At 33.0% G+C, this 23,252-nt stretch carries 28 protein-coding genes and 1 tRNA gene; 14 read left to right on the top strand and 15 right to left on the bottom strand.

Translation table 11 applies throughout. The annotated features are described in order from the left end of the window. The first annotated feature begins 22 nt into the window (after nt 1-22). The 3 genes from cysS (at nt 23) to EV02_RS00410 (ending at nt 3,151) form a co-directional block, all read left to right on the top strand. Complete coding sequence (cysS, locus tag EV02_RS00400; protein ID WP_032520354.1) at nt 23-1,492, top strand: cysteine--tRNA ligase; 1,470 nt, start codon at nt 23-25, stop codon at nt 1,490-1,492. A gap of 82 nt (nt 1,493-1,574) precedes the next feature. Continuing rightward, nucleotides 1,575-2,804, top strand: a complete 1,230-nt coding sequence (locus EV02_RS00405) for a 1-deoxy-D-xylulose-5-phosphate reductoisomerase (RefSeq protein WP_032520353.1) — start codon at nt 1,575-1,577, stop codon at nt 2,802-2,804. Nucleotides 2,805-2,806: 2 nt separating this feature from the next. Beyond that, nucleotides 2,807-3,151, top strand: a complete 345-nt coding sequence (locus EV02_RS00410) for a (2Fe-2S) ferredoxin domain-containing protein (RefSeq protein WP_032520352.1) — start codon at nt 2,807-2,809, stop codon at nt 3,149-3,151. Here the strand turns inward: EV02_RS00410 and EV02_RS00415 are convergent. Genes EV02_RS00415 through EV02_RS00430 form a run of 4 tightly spaced genes read right to left on the bottom strand, consistent with a single transcriptional unit; the run spans nt 3,138 to nt 7,091 of the window. Then, nucleotides 3,138-4,226: a YheT family hydrolase gene (locus EV02_RS00415; protein WP_032520351.1), complete on the bottom strand. Its 1,089-nt coding sequence runs from the start codon at nt 4,224-4,226 to the stop codon at nt 3,138-3,140. The genes EV02_RS00410 and EV02_RS00415 overlap by 14 nt on opposite strands. Continuing rightward, a complete protein-coding gene (locus EV02_RS00420; RefSeq protein WP_032520349.1) occupies nt 4,207-5,646 on the bottom strand; it encodes an NAD(P)(+) transhydrogenase (Re/Si-specific) subunit beta in 1,440 nt (479 codons plus the stop codon). Before EV02_RS00420 ends, EV02_RS00415 begins: the two co-directional genes overlap by 20 nt. An 8-nt stretch (nt 5,647-5,654) precedes the next feature. Then, a complete protein-coding gene (locus tag EV02_RS00425; protein WP_032520348.1) occupies nt 5,655-5,948 on the bottom strand; it encodes an NAD(P) transhydrogenase subunit alpha in 294 nt (97 codons plus the stop codon). Between the two features lie 12 nt (nt 5,949-5,960). Continuing rightward, on the bottom strand, nt 5,961-7,091 hold the full coding sequence (locus EV02_RS00430; protein WP_032520347.1) for a Re/Si-specific NAD(P)(+) transhydrogenase subunit alpha: 1,131 nt from the start codon (nt 7,089-7,091) through the stop codon (nt 5,961-5,963). Nucleotides 7,092-7,218: 127 nt separating this feature from the next. Here EV02_RS00430 and EV02_RS00435 point away from each other — a divergent pair, with 127 nt between their 5' ends. The 3 genes from EV02_RS00435 to trxB all read left to right on the top strand — a co-directional run bounded on the left by EV02_RS00435 (nt 7,219) and on the right by trxB (nt 9,632). Then, nucleotides 7,219-7,797 carry a hypothetical protein gene (locus tag EV02_RS00435; protein WP_032520346.1) on the top strand — a complete coding sequence of 193 codons (579 nt, stop codon included), beginning with the start codon at nt 7,219-7,221 and terminating at the stop codon, nt 7,795-7,797. Between the two features lie 154 nt (nt 7,798-7,951). Beyond that, a complete protein-coding gene (locus tag EV02_RS00440; RefSeq protein ID WP_032520345.1) occupies nt 7,952-8,176 on the top strand; it encodes a hypothetical protein in 225 nt (74 codons plus the stop codon). Nucleotides 8,177-8,255: 79 nt separating this feature from the next. Then, nucleotides 8,256-9,632 carry a thioredoxin-disulfide reductase gene (trxB, locus tag EV02_RS00445; protein WP_032520344.1) on the top strand — a complete coding sequence of 459 codons (1,377 nt, stop codon included), beginning with the start codon at nt 8,256-8,258 and terminating at the stop codon, nt 9,630-9,632. Between the two features lie 9 nt (nt 9,633-9,641). On the opposite strand, the gene infA is transcribed toward trxB, so the two are convergent. The 4 genes from infA to petM all read right to left on the bottom strand — a co-directional run bounded on the left by infA (nt 9,642) and on the right by petM (nt 11,388). Next, nucleotides 9,642-9,908 (bottom strand): translation initiation factor IF-1, encoded by a 267-nt coding sequence (gene infA, locus EV02_RS00450; RefSeq protein WP_025938552.1) that lies wholly within the window; start codon nt 9,906-9,908, stop codon nt 9,642-9,644. A gap of 92 nt (nt 9,909-10,000) precedes the next feature. Beyond that, nucleotides 10,001-10,213 carry a hypothetical protein gene (locus EV02_RS00455; protein WP_032520343.1) on the bottom strand — a complete coding sequence of 71 codons (213 nt, stop codon included), beginning with the start codon at nt 10,211-10,213 and terminating at the stop codon, nt 10,001-10,003. 56 nt (nt 10,214-10,269) lie between these two features. Beyond that, a complete protein-coding gene (locus tag EV02_RS00460; protein WP_032520342.1) occupies nt 10,270-11,232 on the bottom strand; it encodes an NAD(P)H-binding protein in 963 nt (320 codons plus the stop codon). Nucleotides 11,233-11,289: 57 nt separating this feature from the next. After that, entirely contained in the window at nt 11,290-11,388 is a 99-nt protein-coding gene (gene petM, locus EV02_RS0108965) for a cytochrome b6-f complex subunit PetM (protein WP_011132786.1), read from the bottom strand. Nucleotides 11,389-11,481: 93 nt separating this feature from the next. On the opposite strand from petM, the gene EV02_RS00465 reads away from it, so the two are divergent. Together EV02_RS00465 and ilvN are read left to right on the top strand one after the other, a co-directional pair. Further along, on the top strand, nt 11,482-12,423 hold the full coding sequence (locus tag EV02_RS00465; RefSeq protein WP_032520341.1) for an alpha/beta fold hydrolase: 942 nt from the start codon (nt 11,482-11,484) through the stop codon (nt 12,421-12,423). 3 nt (nt 12,424-12,426) lie between these two features. Next, nucleotides 12,427-12,951: an acetolactate synthase small subunit gene (gene ilvN, locus EV02_RS00470; protein WP_011818754.1), complete on the top strand. Its 525-nt coding sequence runs from the start codon at nt 12,427-12,429 to the stop codon at nt 12,949-12,951. Here ilvN and EV02_RS00475 read toward each other — a convergent pair. Further along, nucleotides 12,948-13,553, bottom strand: coding sequence for a peptidylprolyl isomerase (locus tag EV02_RS00475; RefSeq protein WP_032520340.1), 606 nt, complete (start codon nt 13,551-13,553; stop codon nt 12,948-12,950). The two genes, ilvN and EV02_RS00475, sit on opposite strands and share 4 nt — an antisense overlap. 47 nt (nt 13,554-13,600) lie before the next feature. Then, entirely contained in the window at nt 13,601-14,158 is a 558-nt protein-coding gene (locus EV02_RS00480) for a photosystem I assembly protein Ycf4 (RefSeq protein ID WP_032520339.1), read from the bottom strand. A gap of 182 nt (nt 14,159-14,340) precedes the next feature. Here EV02_RS00480 and psbD point away from each other — a divergent pair, with 182 nt between their 5' ends. Next, nucleotides 14,341-15,417: a photosystem II D2 protein (photosystem q(a) protein) gene (gene psbD / locus EV02_RS00485; RefSeq protein WP_032520338.1), complete on the top strand. Its 1,077-nt coding sequence runs from the start codon at nt 14,341-14,343 to the stop codon at nt 15,415-15,417. Next, nucleotides 15,401-16,783 carry a photosystem II reaction center protein CP43 gene (gene psbC / locus EV02_RS00490; RefSeq protein ID WP_011818757.1) on the top strand — a complete coding sequence of 461 codons (1,383 nt, stop codon included), beginning with the start codon at nt 15,401-15,403 and terminating at the stop codon, nt 16,781-16,783. Before psbD ends, psbC begins: the two co-directional genes overlap by 17 nt. 59 nt (nt 16,784-16,842) lie before the next feature. On the opposite strand, the gene EV02_RS00495 is transcribed toward psbC, so the two are convergent. After that, nucleotides 16,843-17,454, bottom strand: coding sequence for a nucleoside triphosphate pyrophosphatase (locus EV02_RS00495; protein WP_032520337.1), 612 nt, complete (start codon nt 17,452-17,454; stop codon nt 16,843-16,845). Between the two features lie 66 nt (nt 17,455-17,520). On the opposite strand from EV02_RS00495, the gene EV02_RS00500 reads away from it, so the two are divergent. Both EV02_RS00500 and EV02_RS00505 read left to right on the top strand, forming a co-directional pair. Further along, the gene (locus EV02_RS00500; RefSeq protein WP_032520336.1) at nt 17,521-19,050 is read left to right on the top strand and encodes a cobyric acid synthase; all 1,530 of its coding nucleotides are present in this window, start codon (nt 17,521-17,523) and stop codon (nt 19,048-19,050) included. Beyond that, a complete protein-coding gene (locus EV02_RS00505; protein WP_032520335.1) occupies nt 19,047-19,301 on the top strand; it encodes a 2Fe-2S iron-sulfur cluster-binding protein in 255 nt (84 codons plus the stop codon). Before EV02_RS00500 ends, EV02_RS00505 begins: the two co-directional genes overlap by 4 nt. 539 nt (nt 19,302-19,840) lie before the next feature. Here EV02_RS00505 and EV02_RS00510 read toward each other — a convergent pair. The 4 genes from EV02_RS00510 to EV02_RS00520 form a co-directional block, all read right to left on the bottom strand. Beyond that, a complete protein-coding gene (locus tag EV02_RS00510; protein ID WP_032520334.1) occupies nt 19,841-20,443 on the bottom strand; it encodes a rhomboid family intramembrane serine protease in 603 nt (200 codons plus the stop codon). A gap of 92 nt (nt 20,444-20,535) precedes the next feature. Beyond that, nucleotides 20,536-20,694 (bottom strand): hypothetical protein, encoded by a 159-nt coding sequence (locus EV02_RS09655; RefSeq protein ID WP_193742653.1) that lies wholly within the window; start codon nt 20,692-20,694, stop codon nt 20,536-20,538. Between the two features lie 242 nt (nt 20,695-20,936). Further along, a tRNA-Ser gene (locus EV02_RS00515) sits at nt 20,937-21,021 on the bottom strand. A gap of 62 nt (nt 21,022-21,083) precedes the next feature. Continuing rightward, nucleotides 21,084-22,106, bottom strand: coding sequence for an extracellular solute-binding protein (locus EV02_RS00520; RefSeq protein WP_032520333.1), 1,023 nt, complete (start codon nt 22,104-22,106; stop codon nt 21,084-21,086). Between the two features lie 102 nt (nt 22,107-22,208). On the opposite strand from EV02_RS00520, the gene EV02_RS00525 reads away from it, so the two are divergent. Both EV02_RS00525 and EV02_RS00530 read left to right on the top strand, forming a co-directional pair. Beyond that, nucleotides 22,209-22,874: a Fe2+-dependent dioxygenase gene (locus EV02_RS00525; protein WP_032520332.1), complete on the top strand. Its 666-nt coding sequence runs from the start codon at nt 22,209-22,211 to the stop codon at nt 22,872-22,874. 74 nt (nt 22,875-22,948) lie between these two features. Continuing rightward, nucleotides 22,949-23,188, top strand: coding sequence for a hypothetical protein (locus EV02_RS00530; protein WP_032520331.1), 240 nt, complete (start codon nt 22,949-22,951; stop codon nt 23,186-23,188). Nucleotides 23,189-23,252: the final 64 nt, after the last annotated feature.

Genomic DNA, 23,252 nt, shown 5'->3' with positions numbered 1-23,252 from the left:
CTTATGAAATACTTATTTTAAGATGATCAAACTTTTTAATACTTTAAGCAAAAAAGTTGAGGTTTTTAAGCCTATTAATGATGTAGTAAAAATTTATTGTTGTGGGGTAACTGTTTATGATTTATGTCATCTCGGTCATGCAAGAAGTTATATCGCTTGGGATGTATTGAGAAGATTTTTAATTTACAGCGATTTCAAAGTGAAGTATGTTCAAAATTTTACAGATATTGATGACAAGATCTTAAAAAGAGCGAAAGAAGAAAGCAGTTCAATGAAGGAAGTTTCTGAAAAGAATATCATTGAATTTCATAAAGATATGGATTCTTTAGGGATAATGCGTCCGGATAGCATGCCAAGAGCAACGAATCATATATGCAATATCTGCTCCTTCATAACAATTCTTGAGGACAAAGGTTATGCATACTCTAGGGATGGAGACGTTTATTATTCTGTTCTCAAAAATAAAAATTATGGAAAGCTAAGTAATCAAAATTTACAACAACAAAATATCAATCAGCAAGGAAGAATGGTTAATGAGGAAAATAGTAAAAAACTCAATCCGCAAGATTTTGCGCTATGGAAAAAAGCCAAAGATAATGAACCATTTTTTGATTCGCCCTGGGGTAAAGGTAGGCCAGGATGGCATATTGAATGTTCGGCGATGGTTAAAGATGAATTAGGAGATACTATCGATATCCATTTAGGTGGTTCTGATTTGATTTTTCCACATCATGAGAATGAAATCGCCCAATCAGAAGCAGCCAATGGCAAAAAGCTAGCGAACTATTGGTTACACAATGGGATGGTCAATGTAAATGGACAAAAGATGAGTAAATCCCTTAAAAATTTTACAACTATCAGAGAACTAATTAAGTCAGGTATAAGCCCTATGACTTTGCGATATTTTATTATGACAGTGAATTATAGAAAACCACTTGATTTTACTGAAGAAGCTTTAAGGAGTGCTTCAGAAGCTTGGAAAAATATTAATGTAGCCCTTTCTTTTATGGATCTTACAAAAGGTGTTTTTAGATCTATTGATAAAGATGAATCTATAGAAGAAGAATATAAAGAGAAAATAAGTTTTGAATTATCTCAAAAAAAGCTTAAATTTTCTGAGGCTCTGGGAAATGACCTCAATACAGCAGGTGCTATTGCAATTATTTATGATTTAGCGAAACCATTAAAAAACTTTTTAAACCAATTTCAAAGGGTTGAAGGTTTTAAAATAGACCTAAATCAAAAATTCTTTCTACTTGAAAATTTTAAAACTCTTGAAAAGTTGACTGAGGTACTTGGTCTTAAAAAAGAAGTTTTAGTAAAAGAAAGTAAGATAAAAGAAGAAGAGATATCATCTCTTATTAATGAAAGATTGAAAGCAAAAATGGAAAAGAATTTTGCGAAGGCCGATGAAATAAGAAATTTGTTAAAAGAAAAAGGTATTGAACTTATTGATCAATCAAAGGAAATAACAACATGGATAAGGGTCTAAATTTTAAGAAAAAAACCAATTTGAAATTTTTGTTTTTTAAATACACCTTTAAATGGGAAGATATTAAAAATATCAGAGAAAATTGAAATACATTACTGTGCTCGGCTCTACTGGTTCAATAGGGACTCAAACTCTCGAAATAGCTAGTGAGCAGCCTGATAAGTTTAAAGCCGTAGCTCTTTCTGCAGGAAGAAATATTAATTTATTAACTGAACAAGTTAAAACACATAAACCAGAAGTAGTTGCAATTGAGGATGAAAGTCTTATAGAAGATTTAAAAGATAATATTAATAACTTAGATTTGGATGATGCTCCCTTGGTTTTAGGTGGGAAGCAGGGGATTAACGCAGTTGCAGCATGGGATAAGGCAGATACTGTGATAACAGGGATAGTAGGCTGTGCAGGCCTAATTCCAACAATGTCAGCAATTAATGCGGGAAAAAATATTGCACTTGCTAATAAAGAAACTTTAATTGCGGCAGGACCAATTGTTATTCCTGCATTAAAGAAAAATAATAGTAGGCTTTTACCTGCTGATTCAGAACACTCTGCTATCTTTCAATGTCTACAAGGATTACCTAATTATGAAAATGCAGATTTTTCAACAGGAGATATGCCTAAAGGTTTAAAAGCCATACACTTAACAGCTTCTGGTGGTGCTTTCAGAGATTGGGCCGTTGAGGATTTAAAGCATGTCACAGTGGAAGATGCAACTTCACATCCTAATTGGGATATGGGGAAAAAAATAACTGTAGATTCTGCAACTCTTATGAATAAAGGATTAGAAGTTATAGAAGCACATTATTTATTTGGGACCTCTTACGAAAATATCGAAATAGTTATCCACCCTCAAAGTATTATTCATTCAATGATTGAGATGGAAGATTCTTCAGTATTAGCTCAATTAGGATGGCCAGATATGAAACTACCCATTTTATATGCGATGAGTTGGCCTGAAAGATTTAAAACACATTGGAAAAGATTAAACCTAAGTGAAATTGGAAAATTAACTTTTAAAGAACCAGATGAGTTTAAATATCCATGCATGGGACTTGCTTATGCTGCAGGAAAATCTTCTGGGACTATGCCTGCAGTCTTAAATGCTGCTAATGAAATGGCTGTTGAACAATTCCTCAAAGAAAAAATTTCTTTTCAAGAAATTCCAACATTTATAAGTAAAGCTTGTGAATCACATATGGAGAATTTGAATTTGAGTCCCGAATTGGAGGATATTCTTGAAGTGGACAATTGGGCCAGACTTTTTGTTAAGCAAGAAATTAAAAAAGGGAAAAAATACGTAAGTATTGGATAAAAGTGAATATAAAAAAACATCTTCTACTATGCGCAACACCCACAAAACAGAAATGCTTTAAAGGCAATGAAGGTCAAAAAGCATGGGAATGTCTGAAAAAGACTTTAAAAAAATTTGAGAATGATCCCTCTACAAAAAACATTCATATATTAAGATCAAAAGCTGACTGTTTAAGGATATGTAAGAACGGCCCAATTCTTCTTATTTGGCCTGATGGTATTTGGTATGAGAAAGTTTCTCCAGAAAAAATTTCTGAAATTTTTACCTCTCATATTATTAACGGTAAGCCAATAGAAAAATGGATTTTCAAAAAAACACCATTTCTAAATAGTCCTAGATACTCATAAACCAGTTCTTTACGACTTCGTCTGACCAGCAGCCATTAATCGAATGAAAACCATTATGACCTCCTTTTTCAGTTATAAAAATAGTGAATTTATCAATAGATTCTTTTCTTAAATTCAAAGTATCCTTATATGGAACCCAGGGATCATCCTTGGAATGAATAAAAAGCATTGGAGGTAATTTTTTTATTGAATTTTGGATTCTAAATATTGGAGAAGCTTTAATATAATAATCCTCTAAAGAATTAAAACCCCAACTAGGAGCTGTAAATTTCTGATCAAATTCTCTTATACTTTTTAAATTTCTAATTTTTATTCTTAATTTCTCGTTATCAAGGAGTTTGCCTTCATCATTAAATCCGTCCCATAACTGATTTTTTAAGCGGTGGAGTAACCATTTTTGATAGATAGAATTTCTAGGTTTTTCAATACAGAGACTGCATGAAGATAAATCTAAAGGGGTACTCACACAGGCAAGGCCATCTAAAAGTTTTTCTCCTTTGATTCCATCGTAATCTAGGCAGGCATTTAAAAGAATTGTTCCGCCTAAGGATAATCCAACTCCGTAAATTGGAAGATTATTATTCCTTTTCATTAGATCTTTGAACTCTAAATTAATTAATTTTTTAAAATAATTAATTGCTGAAATAACATCACTGGAGCATCTAGCACAATAATTTCCTTTAGCTAAATATCTCGCCGATCCAGATCCTCTTAGATTTAATTTAAGAACTCCAAAACCATTATTTGCTAATTTCCTAGATATTCTTCTTAAACCAAACCGTTTAGTTGAGCCCCCTAAACCATGTGTAAGGATTACAAAAGCCCTAAGTGAGTTTAAGTTTTCAGGTAATTCTAAAAAACCTAAAAGATAATCACATTCAAATTTTTTAGAAAGAATTTTATTAATCGGAAAGAATATTTTTTTATTTTTTTTTGATTTACCAAAATCAATAACAAAAGTATCTCTCAAAGTTTGTAAGTCTCCACCTATCCAAGGTAAGACTTCTCGAAATGGCTTATTTTTTACGTAATCTGAAAAACTAAAAGATATACTATTATTTCTCCCCAACTCCAAGATCCTTTAATTCTCCAATCAAATCATTAAGTACCTTTTTTGCATCACCAAAGACCATTGAGGTATTTGGTAGATCAAATAAATCATTTTTTATTCCGGAGTAACCTGCGCTCATACCACGTTTAATTACAAATACCGTTCTTGCTTCCTGCACATCAAGTACTGGCATGCCATATAAAGGAGAAGAGCTATCATTTTTAGCTTGAGGATTAACCACATCATTTGCTCCTAAAACTAAAACAACATCCGTTGCTGGAAAATCAGGATTTACAACGTCCATCTCTTTAAGTTGTTCGTAAGGAACATCTGCTTCTGCTAAAAGTACATTCATATGTCCAGGCATCCTCCCTGCTACAGGATGAATTGCGTAAACAACTTCAATACCATTTTGCTCTAGTTTTTTTGTCACTTCCCTTAAAGTATGTTGAGCTTGAGCTACTGCCAGACCATAACCAGGAACAATAATTACCTTGTTGGCTGCCTCTAAAGTCAATGCGCATTCTTCAACACTGCAAGAAGTTATATTTGTATATTCTCCTGAACCAGAAGAGGCTGTACTTTGTGCCGATAAAGATCCTCCAAAAAGAACTGAGACCAATGATCTATTCATACCCTTGCACATTACTTGAGTAAGTATTAGACCTGCCGCTCCAACCATTGCTCCTGATACTATCAAAAGCTGACTATCTACAACAAAACCTGCTGCTGCTGCTGCAATCCCTGAATAGCTATTTAATAAAGATATGACGACTGGCATATCAGCTCCACCAATTGGCAAAGTAACTCCAATACCTAATAAAGAAGAAACTATAACTAAAAGCCAAATAGAACTTGTATTGCCGTTTATCAAATCAAAAAAGGCTATCAAGGAAGCAACTGCAAAAACAATATTTACAAAATGTCTAACTTTGCTCTGAGTCCATCCTGGAGTTGACAACCAACCCTGTAACTTTGCCATCGCCACAATTGAACCTGTGAAAGTTATGGCACCAACAAATATAGAAACAGATATTGAAACTTCGTTAATCAGTGACTTAAAAAAATCAAGATTTTCTACACTATTAGAAATAGGAAAAATAGCTACTCCTAAGGCCACCAAAAGTGATGACATTCCTCCACAACCATTGAACAATGCCACTGTTTCAGGCATGGAGGTCATAGGTACTTTTTTTGCAAGAATTGCTCCGAATAAACTACCTATTATTGATCCAATTATTATCCAAATCCAAGACTGAATTGCAATTCCAGAAGTGCCTAAATAATAAGAAAGTAATCCTACTACTGATAGCGACATTGCAAATGCAGCTAATCTATTGGCATCCCTTGCTGATTTTACTTTTGACAATCCTTTTATTCCCAAAGCCAGTAAAAGTACTGCTAGAAGGTCAATAACAAATTTAATGATTACAGGTAGATTCATTTTAATAATTACTTCTTATTTGATGGTTTACGACTAAACATCGCGAGCATTCGATCAGTTACAAAGAAACCTCCTACAACGTTGAAAAGAGCAAATCCAAGAGAAACTGAACCAATGATTAAAAGTGGTATGTTACCTTCTGCTTTTACAATTAAAGTCAAGGCTGCAAGCATTGTTATTCCCGAAATTGCATTTGCTCCACTCATTAAAGGTGTGTGAAGAGTAGGAGGAACTTTTCCAATTAACTCGAGGCCTAATAAACTACCAAGTAAAAGAACCCAAAGAAGATTTATAAAAGACATAATTTTAAAACCTCAATTTTCAAAAACTTTATTTTGAAGAACAACTCCTTCATCGCTTAATAAACATCCAGAAATGAGTTCATCCTCTTTATCTAATTTAATTAGACCATCTTTTATAAATGGTGTAATCAAAGATGTTAAGTTTTTAGCATAAAGTGAACTTGCATCATAAGGAACTGAAGAGGGTAATTCCCCCGCTCCTATAAGTTTTACCCCATCTTTGATAATAGTTTCATTTGATTTTGTTCCTTCGCAGTTCCCTCCCTGAGAAACTGCTAAATCAATAACTACTGCTCCTGACCTCATTTTTTTAATCATGGGTGAGTCTATTAAAACTGGGGCCTTTTTACCTAGAACTTGCGCAGTACATATAGCAACATCAGCTTCAGATAAATATTTAGTTAAAGTTGCCTTCTGTTTTGAGAGGAATTCGGGTGTTACAGCTTTTGCATAACCACCTGCCTCTCCTGGCTTTTCCTCAACTTCAGGAAGTTCTATAAATCTTGCTCCGAGGGACTCTACTTGTTCTTTAACAGCAGGTCTAATATCAGATACAAATACTATTGCTCCAAGTCTTTTTGCTGTCGCAACTGCCTGTAATCCTGCAACGCCTCCACCAAGAACCACTACTTTGGCAGGTTGAACTGTCCCAGCTGCAGTCATAAGCATTGGAAAATATCTATCTAACTCACTTGCAGCCAAAAGAACTGCTTTATATCCAGCAATATTAGCCTGTGAAGAAAGAACATCAGAAGATTGAGCTCTACTGATCCTCGGAAGCAACTCTAGTGATAAAGCTGATATTTTATTACTATTTATAATCCTTAGAAGCTCCTTATTGCCATAAGGGTTAAGAAGTCCGAGAAGAACAGCGCCTTTCTTTAACTTAGTTAAATTATCCTCTGATGGAGTTTGAACACAAAATATTAAGTCCGCTTCACCCCAAATTTTTTGATCTAAGTTGTTTATTATTGTTCCGCCCGATTTTTCATATGATAAGTCACTAAATCCTGATAATTTCCCTGCTGAACTTTCAATATAAACATCACATCCAAGACTTTTTAATTTCTTTACCGCTTCTGGTGTAGCTGAAACTCTCCTTTCACCAGAGCTTGTTTCGGAAGGAATAAGTATCTTTGTCAATTTATTTATTTTTTTAACATACTAAATATAAATTGAAGAAAGTCAAAAGTCTTGGATTTTTGTTAAAAATATATTTTCTTTTCTATAAAAAATAGCTATCTAGAATATATAAGTACTAAATAATCTAATGAGTATAAAAGCAATCGAATGTCCTGATGGAGTATGCCATAGTCATCATGGTGGTCATGCTGTTCCAAGGCAAACTATGCAGAAAAATCTAGAAAAGCATGGTAAAGACTGGTGCGAGAAATTAGCAGAGAGAATTTATGAAATGTCAGTTGATACTTATTCACAGACAGTCATGCCCAGTCTCCACTCGGCAGGTTGGCAAAGAAGACATTTAGATTGGGAATTTAAGCTGGCAGAAAATGATTCTGAACCTGATGAAGCTCTTGTTGAAGGAATTATTAATGCCACAGAAAGTTTTCTAAGGAGTAGTGAGGTTCATAGATTATTTATTCAAGAATTAGTTCAGGGCACATTCGAGGAAGCAAATGATAAAAAAATAATTTCTAAAGCAATAAAATCTATCATTGAAGAAGAAATTGTTAGTTCACTAAGAGAAAAGAAAGAAACTCTTTTAAAGAAAATATCCGCAAAATTAATATCAGAAGAAAAAGTTAGCGAGGAACTTGCAATAAATTCAGCTAAAGAGGGTTTTGAGGAAGTTGAAAGGTTACTTGCAAACCACAGCGAGGCAGTCTAACTCTAATTCTTTATATTTTATTTATAATTCCCCCAAAATTTGGCTCAAATATAAATTAAAGATTAAATTATTGTTTGGAAGTACAAAGTTGTAACTTATTAGACAATACATAGGTTCTCTCATGTGTTTATCTATATACAAATTAAATCTTTCAATGGACAATTTCATTAGAAAAAGAATCGACATAGCGACCTGTTGGGCAACCAATAGAATTTCTGCAATGGACACTTTAGAAAGGTATGAAGACAGTTATGCAATCGCAGAAGAATTTAGAGAGTGGATATTACATATTGGAGAAAAGAACGAAAATTTAAAAGATTCTGTTTTAAATTTCCCCAAGGAATTAAAAAAGTTATTAGACCATAAATTCAACGATTAAGTAATAAATCTATCAAGTGAAATCCGCCCTACATTATTTGGGTTAGTTTATTATTATTAATATTGAAATTAGCAAATAAATGGAAAATAAAGAGAAGATTTCAAACATAGAAAATGTTGTAATTATAGGTTCGGGACCTGCAGGTTACACCGCTGCAATATATGCCGCACGAGCAAATCTTCAACCATTACTTGTAACAGGATTTAATTCTGGTGGAATTCCTGGTGGGCAATTAATGACTACAACATTTGTTGAAAATTATCCAGGTTTCCCAGATGGAGTACTGGGTCCTGAATTGATGGATCTAATGAAGGCTCAAGCAGAAAGGTGGGGTACGAATTTATACGAAAGTGATGTTTTATCAATAAATACTGATTTACATCCCTTCGAATTAAAAACTTTAGAAGGAACTATAAAATCCAACTCAATTATTATTGCAACTGGAGCAAGTGCAAATAGATTAGGCGTTATAAATGAAGATAAATTTTGGAGTAAAGGAATAAGTGCTTGTGCAATTTGTGATGGAGCCACCCCACAATTTAGAGATGAAGAATTAGCTGTTATTGGAGGGGGCGACTCTGCATGTGAAGAAGCAGCATATCTCACAAAGTATGGAAGCAAAGTACATTTGATTGTTCGATCAGAAAAATTAAGGGCTAGCGCAGCAATGGTTGATAGAGTAAAAGCTAATCCAAAGATAGAAATACATTGGAATACAAAAGTTGATAAAGCGGATGGTACTGAATGGCTTGAGAGAATAGAAACTATTAACTCTCAAGAAGGTAAAGGGGAAATCAATATAAAAGGTCTTTTTTATGCGATAGGGCACACACCTAATACGAAATTCTTGGGCAACAAAATTGATTTAGATAATAAAGGCTATATTGCTTGCAAATCAGGAAGGCCAGAAACATCTATTGAAGGCATCTTCGCAGCAGGTGATGTTGTTGATTCTGAGTGGAGACAAGGAGTTACCGCTGCAGGAACTGGATGTATGGCAGCATTAGCTACCGAAAGATGGTTAGCCGAGAAAAACTTAGCAAATACTATAGTCAGAAAAACTCCCGAGCCAGAAAAGAAACTTAATTCATCAGATTTTAATGAGGAAGAAGTTAATGAAGATACTTTCGATTCAAATTCTGAATGGCAAAAAGGCAGTTATGCATTGAGGAAACTTTATCACGAAAGCAAAAAACCTATCTTAGTAATTTTTAGTTCCCCAAGCTGCGGCCCATGTCATGTTTTGAAACCTCAGTTAAAAAGAGTAATTAAGGAACTTAATGGTGCAGTTCTTGGCGTTGAAATAGATATTGATAAAGATCAAGACATTGCAAAACAAGCTGGTATTAACGGCACGCCAACGGTTCAACTCTTTAAAGAAAAGCTTTTAAAAAAACAATGGCAAGGAGTCAAGCAAAGAAGTGAGTTCAAAGATGCTATAAAAAATATCCTCTAAAGAAACTTTTTACTTATTATTCCTTTTAGGATTATTTTTATTAGTTGTTGGTCTAGCATTTCCTGCGTTTCTTTCTCTATAAGTTATCCTCCCCCTAGAAAGATCATAAGGACTTATCTCAACTAAAACTTTATCTCCAGCTAATAATTTAATTCTAAATTTAGTCAATTTTCCTGCGGCTCTGCATAAACATTGATGTCCTTCAGGTTGTTCTAAGGTAACCAAATAAAATCCATTCCCCTGCTCTTTTTCTATTACACCTGAAGTTTCAATCATTAAATAATCTTTTACTAAGTACATATTATCAGAAAAAGATTGGCCAAAATTAATTTAAAAAAAATTACATACGTAAAAATATGCAATTCAATTCAAATTGAAAATTTAATTTCATTAATTATTTGAAGTTGTCCATAGTAAAAATTTGCTTTCGCAATTTTTTCAGAATCTTCTATTTGATCAAAAAAAACAAACCCCAGGCTTTCCCATAATGAAGATCCGCAAACATTATTCAATTCATTTTTTGCTTCTTTTGCAAAATTATCTAGTTTTCGTTCAAGGTTTTTAGACTTAGAAACAGACATAGGTCAAAAATGTTTAATATAGTACAAATATACTATATGGCTCTAAAATTGCAATATTAAAAAGGTAATCTCTTTTTTTCTTCAATATTAAGATCTGCTTCCATTTCCCTTAATCTTTTAAGTATTTGTTGATAGTACTCCTTTATATAACTCTCTAGTGAGGTCATATCCTCTTTTTTAAGTTCCAATATTTCGTACGTTTTGCTCATGTCTGCATCTAATGATTCACCACTACTAGTTACTTCAGCAAAAGCCAATCGCTCAGCAACATTAAGAGAATCTTGGAAAAAGGAAACTACTTTTTGAGTGACACTAATAAGGAAGGGGGAAACTCTAAAAATTTTCGCCTTTTTTTCACTAAATTTTTCACATAAAGATATAACTTCATTTGAATCCCATGCTTTGGGGCCTACTAATGGCAATGATGTTCTGTGAGTTTTTGGATTATTTACTGCTGCTACAACAACTTTCGCCATATCTTGAGTATTCATATAAGCAATTTTAGTTGGAGTCCCACTCATCCACACTGCTTGACTATCCAAGATTGGGATTGCGAATTGACCAATAACTCCTTGCATAAAAGCTGCACATTTGAAGATTGTATAGTCTAAATCAGATTTTTCAAGAAGTTTTTCAGTACAAAATTTAATGTCCATTAAAGGAACATTTCTAAACTTTTCTGTTAAGAGGATAGAGAGGAATATTACCCTTTTTACGTTTAAAGATTCGCAAGCATTGAATAAGTTAAGTTTTCCATCCCAATCAATTTCATAAATACTTTTAGGATCATCTGGCCTACTAGTCGCTGCATCAATAACTACTTCAATATCTTGCAATGCATATTCGATATCAGAAGAATTTAATAAATTTCCTTTTGTTAGCTCACAACCCCATTCTTGTAGAAAGGAAGCTTTTCTTGGATTTCTTACAAAGCATCTTACTACGTGTCCCTCTTCTATAGCTTGCTTTGCTATTTGTCTACCAAGTGTTCCTGTTGCTCCTACTAAAAGAATCTTCATACTTAAGATTTACTTAACTTTAAGACCATAACTCAAATTGTAATGTATCCGTGAGAATCAGTCTCCCTGAAACTTTAATAACAAAGCACCACCAACTAATCCTATTGGTATAAGTATCCAAAAAACTGCTGCAATACTAAAAATTTCTTTAGCCATAGTAAAATTTAATGATTACTATAATTTACATTCAAAATACATTTATTTGTTAAAAATGTAGATAATTCAAATATCTTGAAAATTTTTTAATACATGAATAATAATTTTAAAAAAAAAATAAACATTCCTAATTACTGGAATTGGAATGGTTTTAAAATTTGTTGGAGTGTTACAGGCGAAGAAAATGAGATTCCAATTATCTTTCTCCATGGATTTGGAGCAAGTCGAAAACATTGGAGAAACAATTTAGAGTATTTTGCGAAAAAGAATTTTGCCTCTTATTCTTTGGATTTAATAGGATTTGGGGATTCAGATCAGCCTGGGATTAGACAAATTGGAAAATTAAATAATGAGATTTGGTGTGATCAAGTGAAAGACTTTATTGCACAGGTAATAAGACCAAAGAATTCTGGGAAAGTAATTCTTATTGGCAATTCCCTTGGATCACTAGTTGCTTTAACATGTGCTGTTTCATTAGAGGAGCAGATTGCAACAGTTATTGCATCGCCTTTGCCAGATCAAATTCAAGAAAATAAAAAGTCCATAACAAAAAAATCATCATTTAAGAAATTTCAAGATAAATTCATAAGAATATTTTTTTTGTTTTTCCCTTTGGAGATTATTTTATTTTTAATAACTAAATTAGGGGTTATTAAACTGGGACTAAATTCTGCCTATTTCAAAAAAGATAATATTGATCGCGAACTAATAGATTTGGTAACAAAACCAGTTTTAAGGAGATCTTCAGCTAGATCATTAAGAGCAATGTGTATTGGAATGTCTTCTAGAGATGAAAAATTTAAAGCTTCTCACCTTTTAAGAAAACTTAGCGCCTCAAAAAAAGTTCCTTTTTTATTGATTTGGGGCGAAAAAGATAATTTCATACCTTTGTTTGTTGGTAAAAAGATTGCAAATTTCCATAGATGGGTAAAATTAAAAATAGTATCCAATTCAGGGCATTGCATCCATGATGAAGACCCTTCAGTATTCAATAGAATTTCTTATGAATGGATTAGAGATTTAAAAACCTTTTAAAACATGAAACATACATTATCAGTTCTTGTAGAAGATGAATCTGGAGCATTGAGTAGAATCTCAGGTCTCTTCGCTAGAAGGGGATTCAACATAGATAGCCTTGCAGTAGGGCCTGCAGAATCTAAAGGGATTTCAAGGTTAACAATGGTGGTAGAGGGTGATGATGAAACTCTTCAACAAATGACTAAGCAACTTAATAAGTTATTTAATGTCCTGGGAGTTGTAGATTTTACTAATCTCGCAGCTGTTGAAAGGGAATTGATGTTACTAAAAGTTTCATCGAAAGAAGATACTAGGAGTAATATCCTTGATATAGTACAGATTTTCCGTGCAAAAGTTGTTGATGTATCTGATATGGCCTTAACTCTCGAGGTAGTTGGAGATCCTGGGAAGTTAGTTGCTCTAGAGAAATTACTCGAGCCATACGGCATCCTTGAAATAGCAAGGACTGGTAAGGTAGCTCTTAAACGCTCTTCAGGAGTTAATACAGAAATGTTGAAAATAAATAAATATTCTCTAGAAATTTAATTAGATACCTGAACTGCCTTGATGTAGTCTTCTTTATTGATTTTTTCGAGTACGTCTAATCCTTTAATAATCTTTCCAAAAATCGAATATCTTCCATCTAGTTCTGGGATATTAGTCGTTACAAAAAAAAATTCCGTAGATGAAGACTTATTCTTACCGCTTTTAACCATAGCGATCGATCCACTCTCAAAAGTATTAACTAAATTTTCTGTTTCACTAAGATTTTTTATTTGATAGTTATATCTTGGTTTTATTTCTTCTTTGAATTTTATTTCTAAAGGTATTGTTGGACTTGTCTTATTCAGGTTTAGTTTTCGTTCTATATAAGATTTATTTTCTGGATTAATGCCGCCATGTATAAAACTTATTTGGGGATAATTTATTATTTTATAAAATTTTTGATTTACATAAATATTATTGTTTATGTTTTCCAGAAAATTTGATACTGTTACTGGGTTATCTTTACCAAATAATTTTACCTCAAAATCACCTTTTGAAGTTTTAAAATTAACTACTTTATTACTCTGAATACAACTAAATTTAAGTTTTTGGCAGTAATAATTTGAATCAATCTTATTTTTATAACTACAAGCTTGAACCAAAAACAAAACCTGTATAAAAGATAATGTTTTTAAAAAATATTTTTTTTTTATTTTAGGCCCTCCAAATTAACATCTAAAAATTTAGCTAGACGAGCTCCTTCTTCTTCAACCTGAAGCAGTGGTTTAAGTTCACCTGCTCCGCTTAAGGGGAGAGGTTTTTTTCTACCTTTTAATACTAAAGCAATTCTTCTTCTTGGATTAAATCCCTCACTTATATCCAACTTAACAGACTTAATTTCATCAAAATTTAATTTAACTTCAACATCTTTAAACAATCCCTTTCTTTTTATTTCTACAGATTTTGAGGATTTATCAAAATAATTACTGCCTGAACCAAAGTTTATATAAACCAGATACCACAAGTAAAAATTTAATAAATTAGCTATTAATCCGTATGCTCCCATTATTATTCCTTGAGGGATAAACAACAATGTTGAAGGATTTCCTAAAGGTAATAAATCTCTTCCTGTGTAGCTTGATATAGAGGCCAATAGAAAACCAATACCTCCTATAGTCAACATTCCTCCAATAATATAATTTGAAATTTTTCTTGATCCACCAATTTTTTGTTCGATTTTATCGAAAGACGTGAGGTCTGAATTCATTTTTATCTTTTTTTAGAGCCTAATTCAGATAATTTTACAAACTAAAGGAGTATTCTTACCTATTTTTTAATAAAAAAGTCAGGAAAGCTTTACAAGGCATTTCAGATATACAAATATTTCCCCACATTACTCTCAATCTTTGTTACAGTCACTGCGTATCCCGAAGCTAAAAACGATTTCTCATGACGATCGCAGTTGGTAGCGCCCCACAAAGAGGATGGTTTGATGTCCTCGATGATTGGTTGAAGCGCGACCGCTTTGTATTTATTGGTTGGTCCGGACTACTTCTACTCCCTTGTGCATATCTTGCTATAGGTGGTTGGTTTGTTGGAACAACATTTGTTACCTCTTGGTACACACACGGAGTTGCAAGCTCATACCTTGAAGGTTGTAACTTTTTAACAGCAGCTGTAAGTACCCCTGGTGATGCCATGGGACACAGTCTTCTATTTTTATGGGGTCCTGAAGCCCAAGGTAGCTTCGTAAGATGGCTACAACTTGGTGGTCTTTGGAACTTCGTTGCATTACATGGAGTATTTGGCCTAATTGGTTTTATGCTTCGTCAATTTGAAATTGCAGGCCTTGTTGGAATTAGACCATATAACGCACTTGCTTTTTCAGCTGTAATTGCAGTATTTACAAGTATTTTCCTTATTTATCCTTTAGGACAGCATAGTTGGTTCTTTGCACCTTCATTCGGTGTAGCAGCAATCTTCCGTTACATTCTGTTCATTCAAGGTTTTCACAATATCACGTTAAATCCATTTCATATGATGGGAGTTGCTGGAATTCTTGGTGGTGCTCTACTTTGCGCTATTCATGGAGCTACAGTACAAAATACTTTATATGAAGATACAAGTATTTACACAGATGGCAAAGTTCAAAGTTCAACATTTAGAGCTTTTGACCCAACTCAAGAAGAAGAAACTTATTCATTGATTACAGCGAATAGATTCTGGAGTCAAATCTTCGGTATTGCTTTCTCAAACAAGCGTTTCTTACATTTCTTGATGCTATTTGTACCTGTTATGGGTATGTGGACATCTTCAATAGGTATTGTTGGCTTAGCACTAAACCTAAGAGCTTATGATTTCGTAAGCCAAGAAATTCGTGCAGCAGAAGATCCAGAATTTGAAACTTTCTATACAAAAAATATACTTTTGAACGAAGGTATGAGAGCATGGATGTCTTCTGTGGATCAACCACACGAAAACTTTGTATTCCCTGAGGAGGTTCTTCCACGTGGAAACGCCCTTTAATAATTTATTAAGAGCTCCAAACCAGAGTATTGAGGAAACTGGTTATGCCTGGTATGTGGGTAACGCTAGATTAATCAACTTATCGGGTCGTTTATTAGGAGCTCACATTGCTCACTCTGGACTAATAGTCTTTTGGGCAGGAGCAATGATGCTCTTTGAGGTTAATCATTTTACTTTTGATAAGCCAATGTGGGAGCAAGGCTTAATCTGTATGCCACACGTTGCAATGTTTGGCTATGGAATAGGCCCCGGTGGTGAAGTTACTGATATCATGCCTTTCTTCCAAGCAGGCGTGGTTCACTTGATAGCTTCAGCTGTTCTTGGTTTTGGTGGTATTTACCATTCATTAGCAGGACCTGAAAAACTCGAAGAAGATTTTCCATTTTTCTCCACAGATTGGAGAGATAAAAATCAAATGACAAATATCCTTGGATATCATTTGATTGTTCTAGGTGTAGGCGCACTAGCATGGTCAGTAAACTGGTGTTTTATTGGTGGTGCATATGACACATGGGCACCTGGTGGTGGTGAAGTCAGACTTGTAAACCCAACACTTGATCCAAGAGTTATTCTTGGTTATCTATTCAGATCTCCATGGGGAGGAGCCGGTTCAATAATCGGTGTTAACTCCATTGAAGATATTGTTGGTGGGCATGTTTACGTGGGTATTACTGCAATCATTGGAGGAATATTCCATATCTTTACCAAACCTTTCGGATGGGCAAGAAGAGCATTTATCTGGAATGGTGAAGGACTATTAAGTTACGCTCTTGGTGGAATTTGTGTAGCAAGTTTTATTGCTTCAACGTTCATCTGGTTTAACAACACTGCTTACCCTTCAGAGTTTTATGGCCCAACAAATGCTGAAGCTTCACAGGCTCAAAGCTTTACTTTCCTAGTGAGAGATCAAAGAATTGGAGCTAACGTAGGTTCAACAATGGGACCAACAGGTCTAGGTAAGTATCTCATGAGATCTCCTACTGGTGAAATTATATTTGGTGGTGAAACAATGAGATTTTGGGATTTCAGAGGTCCATGGTTAGAGCCTCTAAGAGGACCTAATGGGTTGAGCCTTGAGAAAATCCAAAATGATATTCAGCCTTGGCAGGTAAGAAGAGCAGCTGAATACATGACTCATGCTCCAAACGCTTCTATTAACTCTGTTGGTGGAATCATTACAGAGCCTAATGCTGTTAACTTCGTTAACTTAAGACAATGGTTAGCTGCAGCTCAATTCTTCCTAGGATGGTTTACATTCATTGGTCATCTTTGGCATGCTGGACGTGCTAGAGCAGCCGCTGCTGGTTTCGAAAAAGGAATCGACAGAAAGAGTGAACCAGCTCTAGAAATGCCTGATTTAGATTAATTTCTATCTCAACTAAAAAAGCCCTATCCTCGGATAGGGTTTTTTTTTGCTCAATTTTATTATCTATATAAATTTTCTCTAAGCCATGGCAAACTTAATCCCATTACATTACTGAAGCAACCCTCTATTTTTTCTATATATTTACCCCCTATGCCTTCTAAGGCAAATCCTCCGGCGCAATATAAAGGTTCATTTGTATCTACATAACTCTTAATTTCCCAATCTTCCAAATTAGAAAAATAAACTCTTGAACTTACTGTTTTTTTTATTATTTCAGTAATTTTTAAAATTTTGGAAGTTGAATCAAAATTCCCAATTATTAGAGTATGACCAGTATGTAAAAATCCAAATTCTCCAGACATTTTTTTCCATCTATTAAATGCTTCCTCTTTATTAGATGGTTTTCCATAAGCTTCTCCTTTAAATTCAAAAATTGAATCGCACCCAAGTATTTCCAAAGGTCCATAATTAAATTCTTCGGGCAATGATATGTTTTGAATATTTTCAGATATATTATTAGCCTTTTGAAAAGATAATTCCAAAGCTAAATTAAATATATTTTTCTCTTGAATAGTAGTTTCATCAAAGTCACTTGATATTTGGATAAATTCGATTTGACAATTTTCTAGTAATTTCTTTCTAGATTGAGAAGCAGAGGCTAGAATTAACACAAATTTTTTATCAAATTATAATTCAATTTAATAATTAATAAATTTTAAAATTAATATAAATTACTAATGGAATTAGAAGCAAAATTACATGAAATAAAGAGACCAATAATGGTCCTAGGCACTTCCAGTGGAGCAGGGAAATCATTAACGGTTACTGCTATTTGCAGAATTCTTAAAAATTTAGGAGAAAAACCAATACCTTTTAAAGGGCAAAATATGAGTAACAATGCTTGGGTTGATTGGGAAGGTGGAGAAATGGCATATTCACAAGCACTTCAAGCTTTTGCTTGTGGTATTAATCCCTCTTCAGAGATGAATCCCATTTTATTAAAACCACAAGGAAACTCAATAAGCGAGGTTATTCACCTTGGCAAAAGCATAGGGACCACAACCGCACAAAATTACTACAAAGATTGGTTTATTCCAGGCTGGGAAGTAATTAAAAAAAGTTTAAAGTCTATTTACAAACGGAATCCGAATTGCCGTTTAATTATCGAAGGGGCAGGAAGTCCAGTAGAGATGAATTTGATTCATAGAGATCTGACTAATTTAAGAGTTGCTAAATATTTAAATGCAAATTGCATTTTGGTTACTGATATTGAAAGGGGAGGTGTATTTGCACAAATAATAGGGACTCTAGAATTAATGAAGCCTGAAGAAAAAAAGCTTATTAAGGGAATTATTATAAATAGATTCAGAGGAGACCTTTCATTATTTGAAGATGGGAAAAAATGGATAGAGAATAAGACTCAAATCCCTGTTATTGGAATCATTCCATGGTTAAATGATTCATTCCCTCCAGAGGATTCTTTAGATTTAATAGAAAAAAAATCACTTTCTAAAAATCCTGAAATCAAAGTTGGGATTATAAAATTACCATCTATTAGTAACTTCTCGGATTTTGATCCACTAGAAAATGAAGAAACAATATTACTTGAATGGATTAGAAAATCACAAAACCTAAGTAAGTATGACTTCATTATTGTGCCGGGCAGTAAACAAACGATTAAAGATCAAATATTTCTTGAAAATTCTGGCTTATCTCAGGACATAAGGGACTATTCAAATAACGAAGGAAATATTATTGGAATATGTGGAGGTTTACAAATGTTAGGTACTACACTTGAAGATCCTTATTTAAAAGAGGGTTCCAAAAATTATTCTGAACAAAAAATTAAAGGTATTGGATTACTACCATTAAAAACGACTTTCTTTAAAAAAAAATTAACACGTCAAATCAACTCTAAATCTATATGGCCATGCCAATCAGAAATTAATGGATTTGAAATTCATAATGGTCAAACTGTTTTAGATGACATCCAAAGTTCATTAAAGATTAATCCTATTTTTAAAGATTTAGATCTTGGTTGGTACCAAGAAAATAATAAAGGCGGAACTATTGCAGGAACGTACATTCATGGGATCTTTGAAAATGACAGTTGGAGAGAGCAATATATTAATTTAATAAGAAAGAATAAAAATCTACCAATATTAAATAAAAAATCAATATCTTATAAAGAGAAGAGACAATCCATTATTGATAATCTTGCAAATGAATTCCACAAACATTTAAATCTCAAATCATTTTTAAGTTGAAAGAAACAAAAAATATAAAAGTAATATGGCCAAACAATAAAGAAACATTTGTATCAGACGGAGATGACTGGTTTTCTTCTGCTAAAAAAGCAGGCTTAGAAATCCCTACTGGCTGTCTCACAGGGAGTTGTGGAGCCTGTGAAATAGATGTAAATGGTGAAACAGTAAGGGCTTGTATAAGTGAAATTAAAAATAATAAAAAATGTACGTTACAGGTTTCTTTAACTACAGACCCCTTTTGGGAAAAATAAATTTCACTAAACATTACCTATTACTAGATAAAGGAAAAAATAGTAAAAAATGATCCAAAAATGTATTTATTAAAATAACTGATTTAAAATTTAGATCTTTTTTATTAATATAAGATGAACATTAATAATGATTATCAAAAACGTAGAGGGCAAATAACTTCTTCTCCTGCAGGGGAGATTATAGAACCAAACAAGAAATATTTAGAAAGTAACTCATTTTCCACTATCAAATTTAATTTATAGGGAATACTTGGGGAGACACAGGAAAGTTAATAGAGGGAATGAATTTGCATAAAAAAAGACCCTAAATGGGGTCTTTTATGGTTGTACCAAAACAAGTGTTTCCTTGTTTCCACTGCTTCAGTAAAACTACTCTTTCACACACGTATAGAGTATGCCATTAAATTCTTTTTCGTGGAAGCGCCGGAAGGAATGTTTATTTACTGTCACATGTGACAGTTGCCCATTTCTGGAAATAAATAAAATAGTTGGATATCTGGTTAAATATCTATAATAATTTGATCAAATAATAGTCTTAATTAAATTAAGAATAAAAAACACCCTGCGATAAATCCACTTAAATGACCTAATAAACTTACCCCTGGCAAAAAAGAGAAAATCAAACCTATAAGGCATATTGTCTTTGACATTTTCTGAACTTCAAAATTGGACTTCAAACCGATTTCTTTACCTAAAAAATATTTCTTTCCACAAAAAGAAGTTAATAGTAAGAATCCAAATAAAGCATAAATTATTCCACTAAACCCTAAAGCGGCATATTTGGGAAAGATATTAAAATAGGATAAGATCTTTTCATAAACCCAGATAATAAAGAAATTTAAAAAAGAACAAATAAAAATAAATTTTAGATAAAAAAATCTGCTTTCGATTCCAAGTCTCATCAAAAAATATCTAGTGATGATTATTCCTCCAAGATTACTTAATAAATGATTTAGGTCTGCATGGATTAGAATTGAAGTAAAAATCCTATGGGGTTGATCACTAATTAATCTTGGTACAAAGTAAAAATATTCTTTATCAATAACGCCAATTAAATCTGTAAAAATAAAAACTGAAATTAAAAAAAATCCTGTTACAAAATACTGCCAATCATATTTAGATATTGAATTTTTAATAGACATATTTTCATTAGTTATATACTAAAAGAATATCTAATTACTTAGAAGAAAAGACCCACAAAAGGGTATTTTCAATGTCTTGGTTTATATTACCTTCAGTAAACTTTGCAATGAGAACTTGTTGGGTGATCTATGCATTCTTTTTCCCAATAATCTTGTCTTTGATCTTTTGGTAGTTGATAATTAAAATCATGCATTCTCCAAATATCTGAAGTTGCATTTCTTAGGGCAGTAAATGGAGTAGTGAGTCTCATAAACATAAAACCTCCAGTATCTTTATAATTATCCTCCTATTCAATTGAAATTAATAGAGTATTAATACCCGAACATTTTTGCTTTGTGGTTACCACGACTATCTTTTCCTATTCAGTAGGAGTAGAAATAATTCAGGAATCAAAACCACTTCATCGACTTTGTGGACAGCTGCATCAGACTCGAAGAGGGCAAATAAATGCCCTCTTATTTATTTTTAGGACTTCCAGAAACTATAAATTAACGGAGAGGGTGGGATTCGAACCCACGAATAGTTTCCTATTAAACGATTTCGAATCGTTCGCTTTCGACCACTCAGCCACCTCTCCGCCTCTTTATAAGTATGCACGTAATAAAGAGAAAATTATGAACTATATAATTATCTTAATTTTTAATTCCAACCTGCATCTTTCATCAATTTAATAGCTAAAGAATTTTTTTCTCCAAGGTCTTCAACAGTTACACTATCAGGAGTAAACTCTCCAAAGTTCTTAACTATTTCATTCTGATTAACTTCCTTTAAAGGATGTTCAAAAGTTGGATCAGCCAAACCCTTACTTCCTTCGGGAGATGCTAAGAATTCAAGCAACTGAATAGCTTCATTTTTATTTGTTGCATATTTTGCAACACCACCGGCACTAATGTTTACGTGTGCAGGATTTGGAGTTAGCACCTCTGTTTTTTTTGCATACAAAGCATCTCTTCTTCCATTAACACCAGCTAACATTCTTGCTACATAGTAATGATTAACAATTCCTACTCCACATTTTTTCTTTGAAACTGCCCTTATTATTGAAATATCCCCTGGGAAAAAAGGTTTTGAAACGTTTGAAATCATTCCGCTCAGCCAAGCTTTTGTTTCTGTTTCACCTTTGTTAATTATTTGATTAGCAACTAAAGATTGATTATATGGACTTTTTCTATTTCTTAAACATACTTTCCCTTTTAAAGAGGGATCAGCCAAATCTGTGTAATCATTAATCTTGCTAACATCTACAATTTTTGGATTGGCTATCATAACTCTAACTCTTCTTGTTAATGCATACCATTCCTTATTTGGATCTTTCAATCCAACAGGAACATCATTTTCTAAATTAGAGGATTCTATTGGTTGCAGTAATCCATCTTTAGCAGCATTAGTAATTCTTGCAGCGTCAACTAATAAAATCAAATCCGCTTGAGAATTCTTACCCTCTCTCTTCAATCTTTCAATTAAAGATATTCCAGCAGCTTCAATAAGCCTTACTTTAATCCCTGTTTCTTCTGCAAATTTTTTATAGACGCTTCTATCAGTGTTGTAGTGTCTACCAGAATAAACTTTGACTTCTTTCTCTGTTGAATTGACTGGGATATTTAGATTAATTAAAAATGTACATGTTAATGCCGTATAAAATAGTTTTTTGAGATTTTGCACTTTTTCAAATTAGTATCTATGGTTACTTTATACCCACCAAAAGAGTTCAAACTCTAAAAGCGATCTTCGATACATAAACATGTATCATTTTTTATATTCCATATGAATTATTTAACTCATCAGTTATTAAATGCTAAAGAAACAGACTATATAAAAAAAGAATTAGAAAAAGAAAATCAAAGTTGGGAGGATGGTAAAAATACTGCAGGAAGTCATGCTGCTCAAGTAAAAAATAATTTGCAACTAAAAAGAAAATCAGATATTTCGAAAAAATTATCTCTGTTAATTAAAGAAAAAATTTTAAATAATGCTTTAATAAAAAGTTTTACTTTAGCTAAACATATTCACGGTATCATGTTCACTAAATATTCAAAAGGAATGAGTTATGGGAGTCATATCGATAATGCATATATGTCATCCGGTAGGGCTGACTTGTCTTTCACAATTTTTCTTTCAGAAAAAAGCCAATACGAAGGTGGTGAACTATTAATAGAAAATCTAACTTTAGAAAAGAAATTTAGACTTGAGCGAGGGGGATTAATTATTTATCCAAGCACATATTTACATTCGGTTAAAGAAGTTCTCAATGGAGAAAGAATAGTATGCGTTGGATGGATTGAGAGCTATATAAAAAGTATTGAAGAGAGAGAGTATTTATTTGACTTAGATGCAGGTGCAAGGAGTCTACTTGCAAAGCATGGCAGATCAGACGAGCTTGATCTTATTTTTAAATCTTATTCAAATCTCTTAAGAATTATGGGTGATTGAAAAAGAATCATTTTATACATCAAAAAGAATATAGGTCTAAAATTGATTAGTATAAAAAAAAATATGGTTATCAAATGCCCAAAAAAAGTTCGATTTCAATTTTTATTGCAGCTACAAGTGCACTAGCTATTTCAACAGCAAATACCAACTCTGTTAAGTCAGGAGAAAAAGACTTGGGGGGATTAAAAGAATGGAATACCGATATGGCTTTAGATGCTGATTTTAAATTAGATAAAGATGCTCAAAGAATAGCTGATGAAGCTGCAAAATCAAGTACATGTATTCCTATTGGAGAGGGTGAAAACTGCTGGTAAATACTAAATAAAAAAATAAAAAAAAACGCCCTTTGATAGGGCGTTTTTTATTAATTTAAATCAA

The organism is Prochlorococcus marinus str. SB, from assembly GCF_000760115.1.
GTDB lineage: Bacteria > Cyanobacteriota > Cyanobacteriia > PCC-6307 > Cyanobiaceae > Prochlorococcus_A > Prochlorococcus_A marinus_D.
This window is presented reverse-complemented; position numbering and strand designations above follow the sequence as displayed.

Bases quoted from the DNA above. Each gene is read 5' to 3' on its own strand.
- cysS (WP_032520354.1), top strand. From the start codon at position 23: ATGATCAAACTTTTTAATACTTTAAGCAAAAAAGTTGAGGTTTTTAAG.
- EV02_RS00420 (WP_032520349.1), bottom strand. From the start codon at position 5,646: ATGAATCTACCTGTAATCATTAAATTTGTTATTGACCTTCTAGCAGTA.
- EV02_RS00425 (WP_032520348.1), bottom strand. From the start codon at position 5,948: ATGTCTTTTATAAATCTTCTTTGGGTTCTTTTACTTGGTAGTTTATTA.
- EV02_RS00435 (WP_032520346.1), top strand. From the start codon at position 7,219: ATGAGTATAAAAGCAATCGAATGTCCTGATGGAGTATGCCATAGTCAT.
- EV02_RS00440 (WP_032520345.1), top strand. From the start codon at position 7,952: ATGGACAATTTCATTAGAAAAAGAATCGACATAGCGACCTGTTGGGCA.
- trxB (WP_032520344.1), top strand. From the start codon at position 8,256: ATGGAAAATAAAGAGAAGATTTCAAACATAGAAAATGTTGTAATTATA.
- infA (WP_025938552.1), bottom strand. From the start codon at position 9,908: ATGATTGAAACTTCAGGTGTAATAGAAAAAGAGCAGGGGAATGGATTT.
- EV02_RS00455 (WP_032520343.1), bottom strand. From the start codon at position 10,213: ATGTCTGTTTCTAAGTCTAAAAACCTTGAACGAAAACTAGATAATTTT.
- EV02_RS00460 (WP_032520342.1), bottom strand. From the start codon at position 11,232: ATGAAGATTCTTTTAGTAGGAGCAACAGGAACACTTGGTAGACAAATA.
- petM (WP_011132786.1), bottom strand. From the start codon at position 11,388: ATGGCTAAAGAAATTTTTAGTATTGCAGCAGTTTTTTGGATACTTATA.
- EV02_RS00465 (WP_032520341.1), top strand. From the start codon at position 11,482: ATGAATAATAATTTTAAAAAAAAAATAAACATTCCTAATTACTGGAAT.
- ilvN (WP_011818754.1), top strand. From the start codon at position 12,427: ATGAAACATACATTATCAGTTCTTGTAGAAGATGAATCTGGAGCATTG.
- EV02_RS00480 (WP_032520339.1), bottom strand. From the start codon at position 14,158: ATGAATTCAGACCTCACGTCTTTCGATAAAATCGAACAAAAAATTGGT.
- psbD (WP_032520338.1), top strand. From the start codon at position 14,341: ATGACGATCGCAGTTGGTAGCGCCCCACAAAGAGGATGGTTTGATGTC.
- EV02_RS00500 (WP_032520336.1), top strand. From the start codon at position 17,521: ATGGAATTAGAAGCAAAATTACATGAAATAAAGAGACCAATAATGGTC.
- EV02_RS00510 (WP_032520334.1), bottom strand. From the start codon at position 20,443: ATGTCTATTAAAAATTCAATATCTAAATATGATTGGCAGTATTTTGTA.
- EV02_RS09655 (WP_193742653.1), bottom strand. From the start codon at position 20,694: ATGAGACTCACTACTCCATTTACTGCCCTAAGAAATGCAACTTCAGAT.
- EV02_RS00525 (WP_032520332.1), top strand. From the start codon at position 22,209: ATGAATTATTTAACTCATCAGTTATTAAATGCTAAAGAAACAGACTAT.
- EV02_RS00530 (WP_032520331.1), top strand. From the start codon at position 22,949: ATGCCCAAAAAAAGTTCGATTTCAATTTTTATTGCAGCTACAAGTGCA.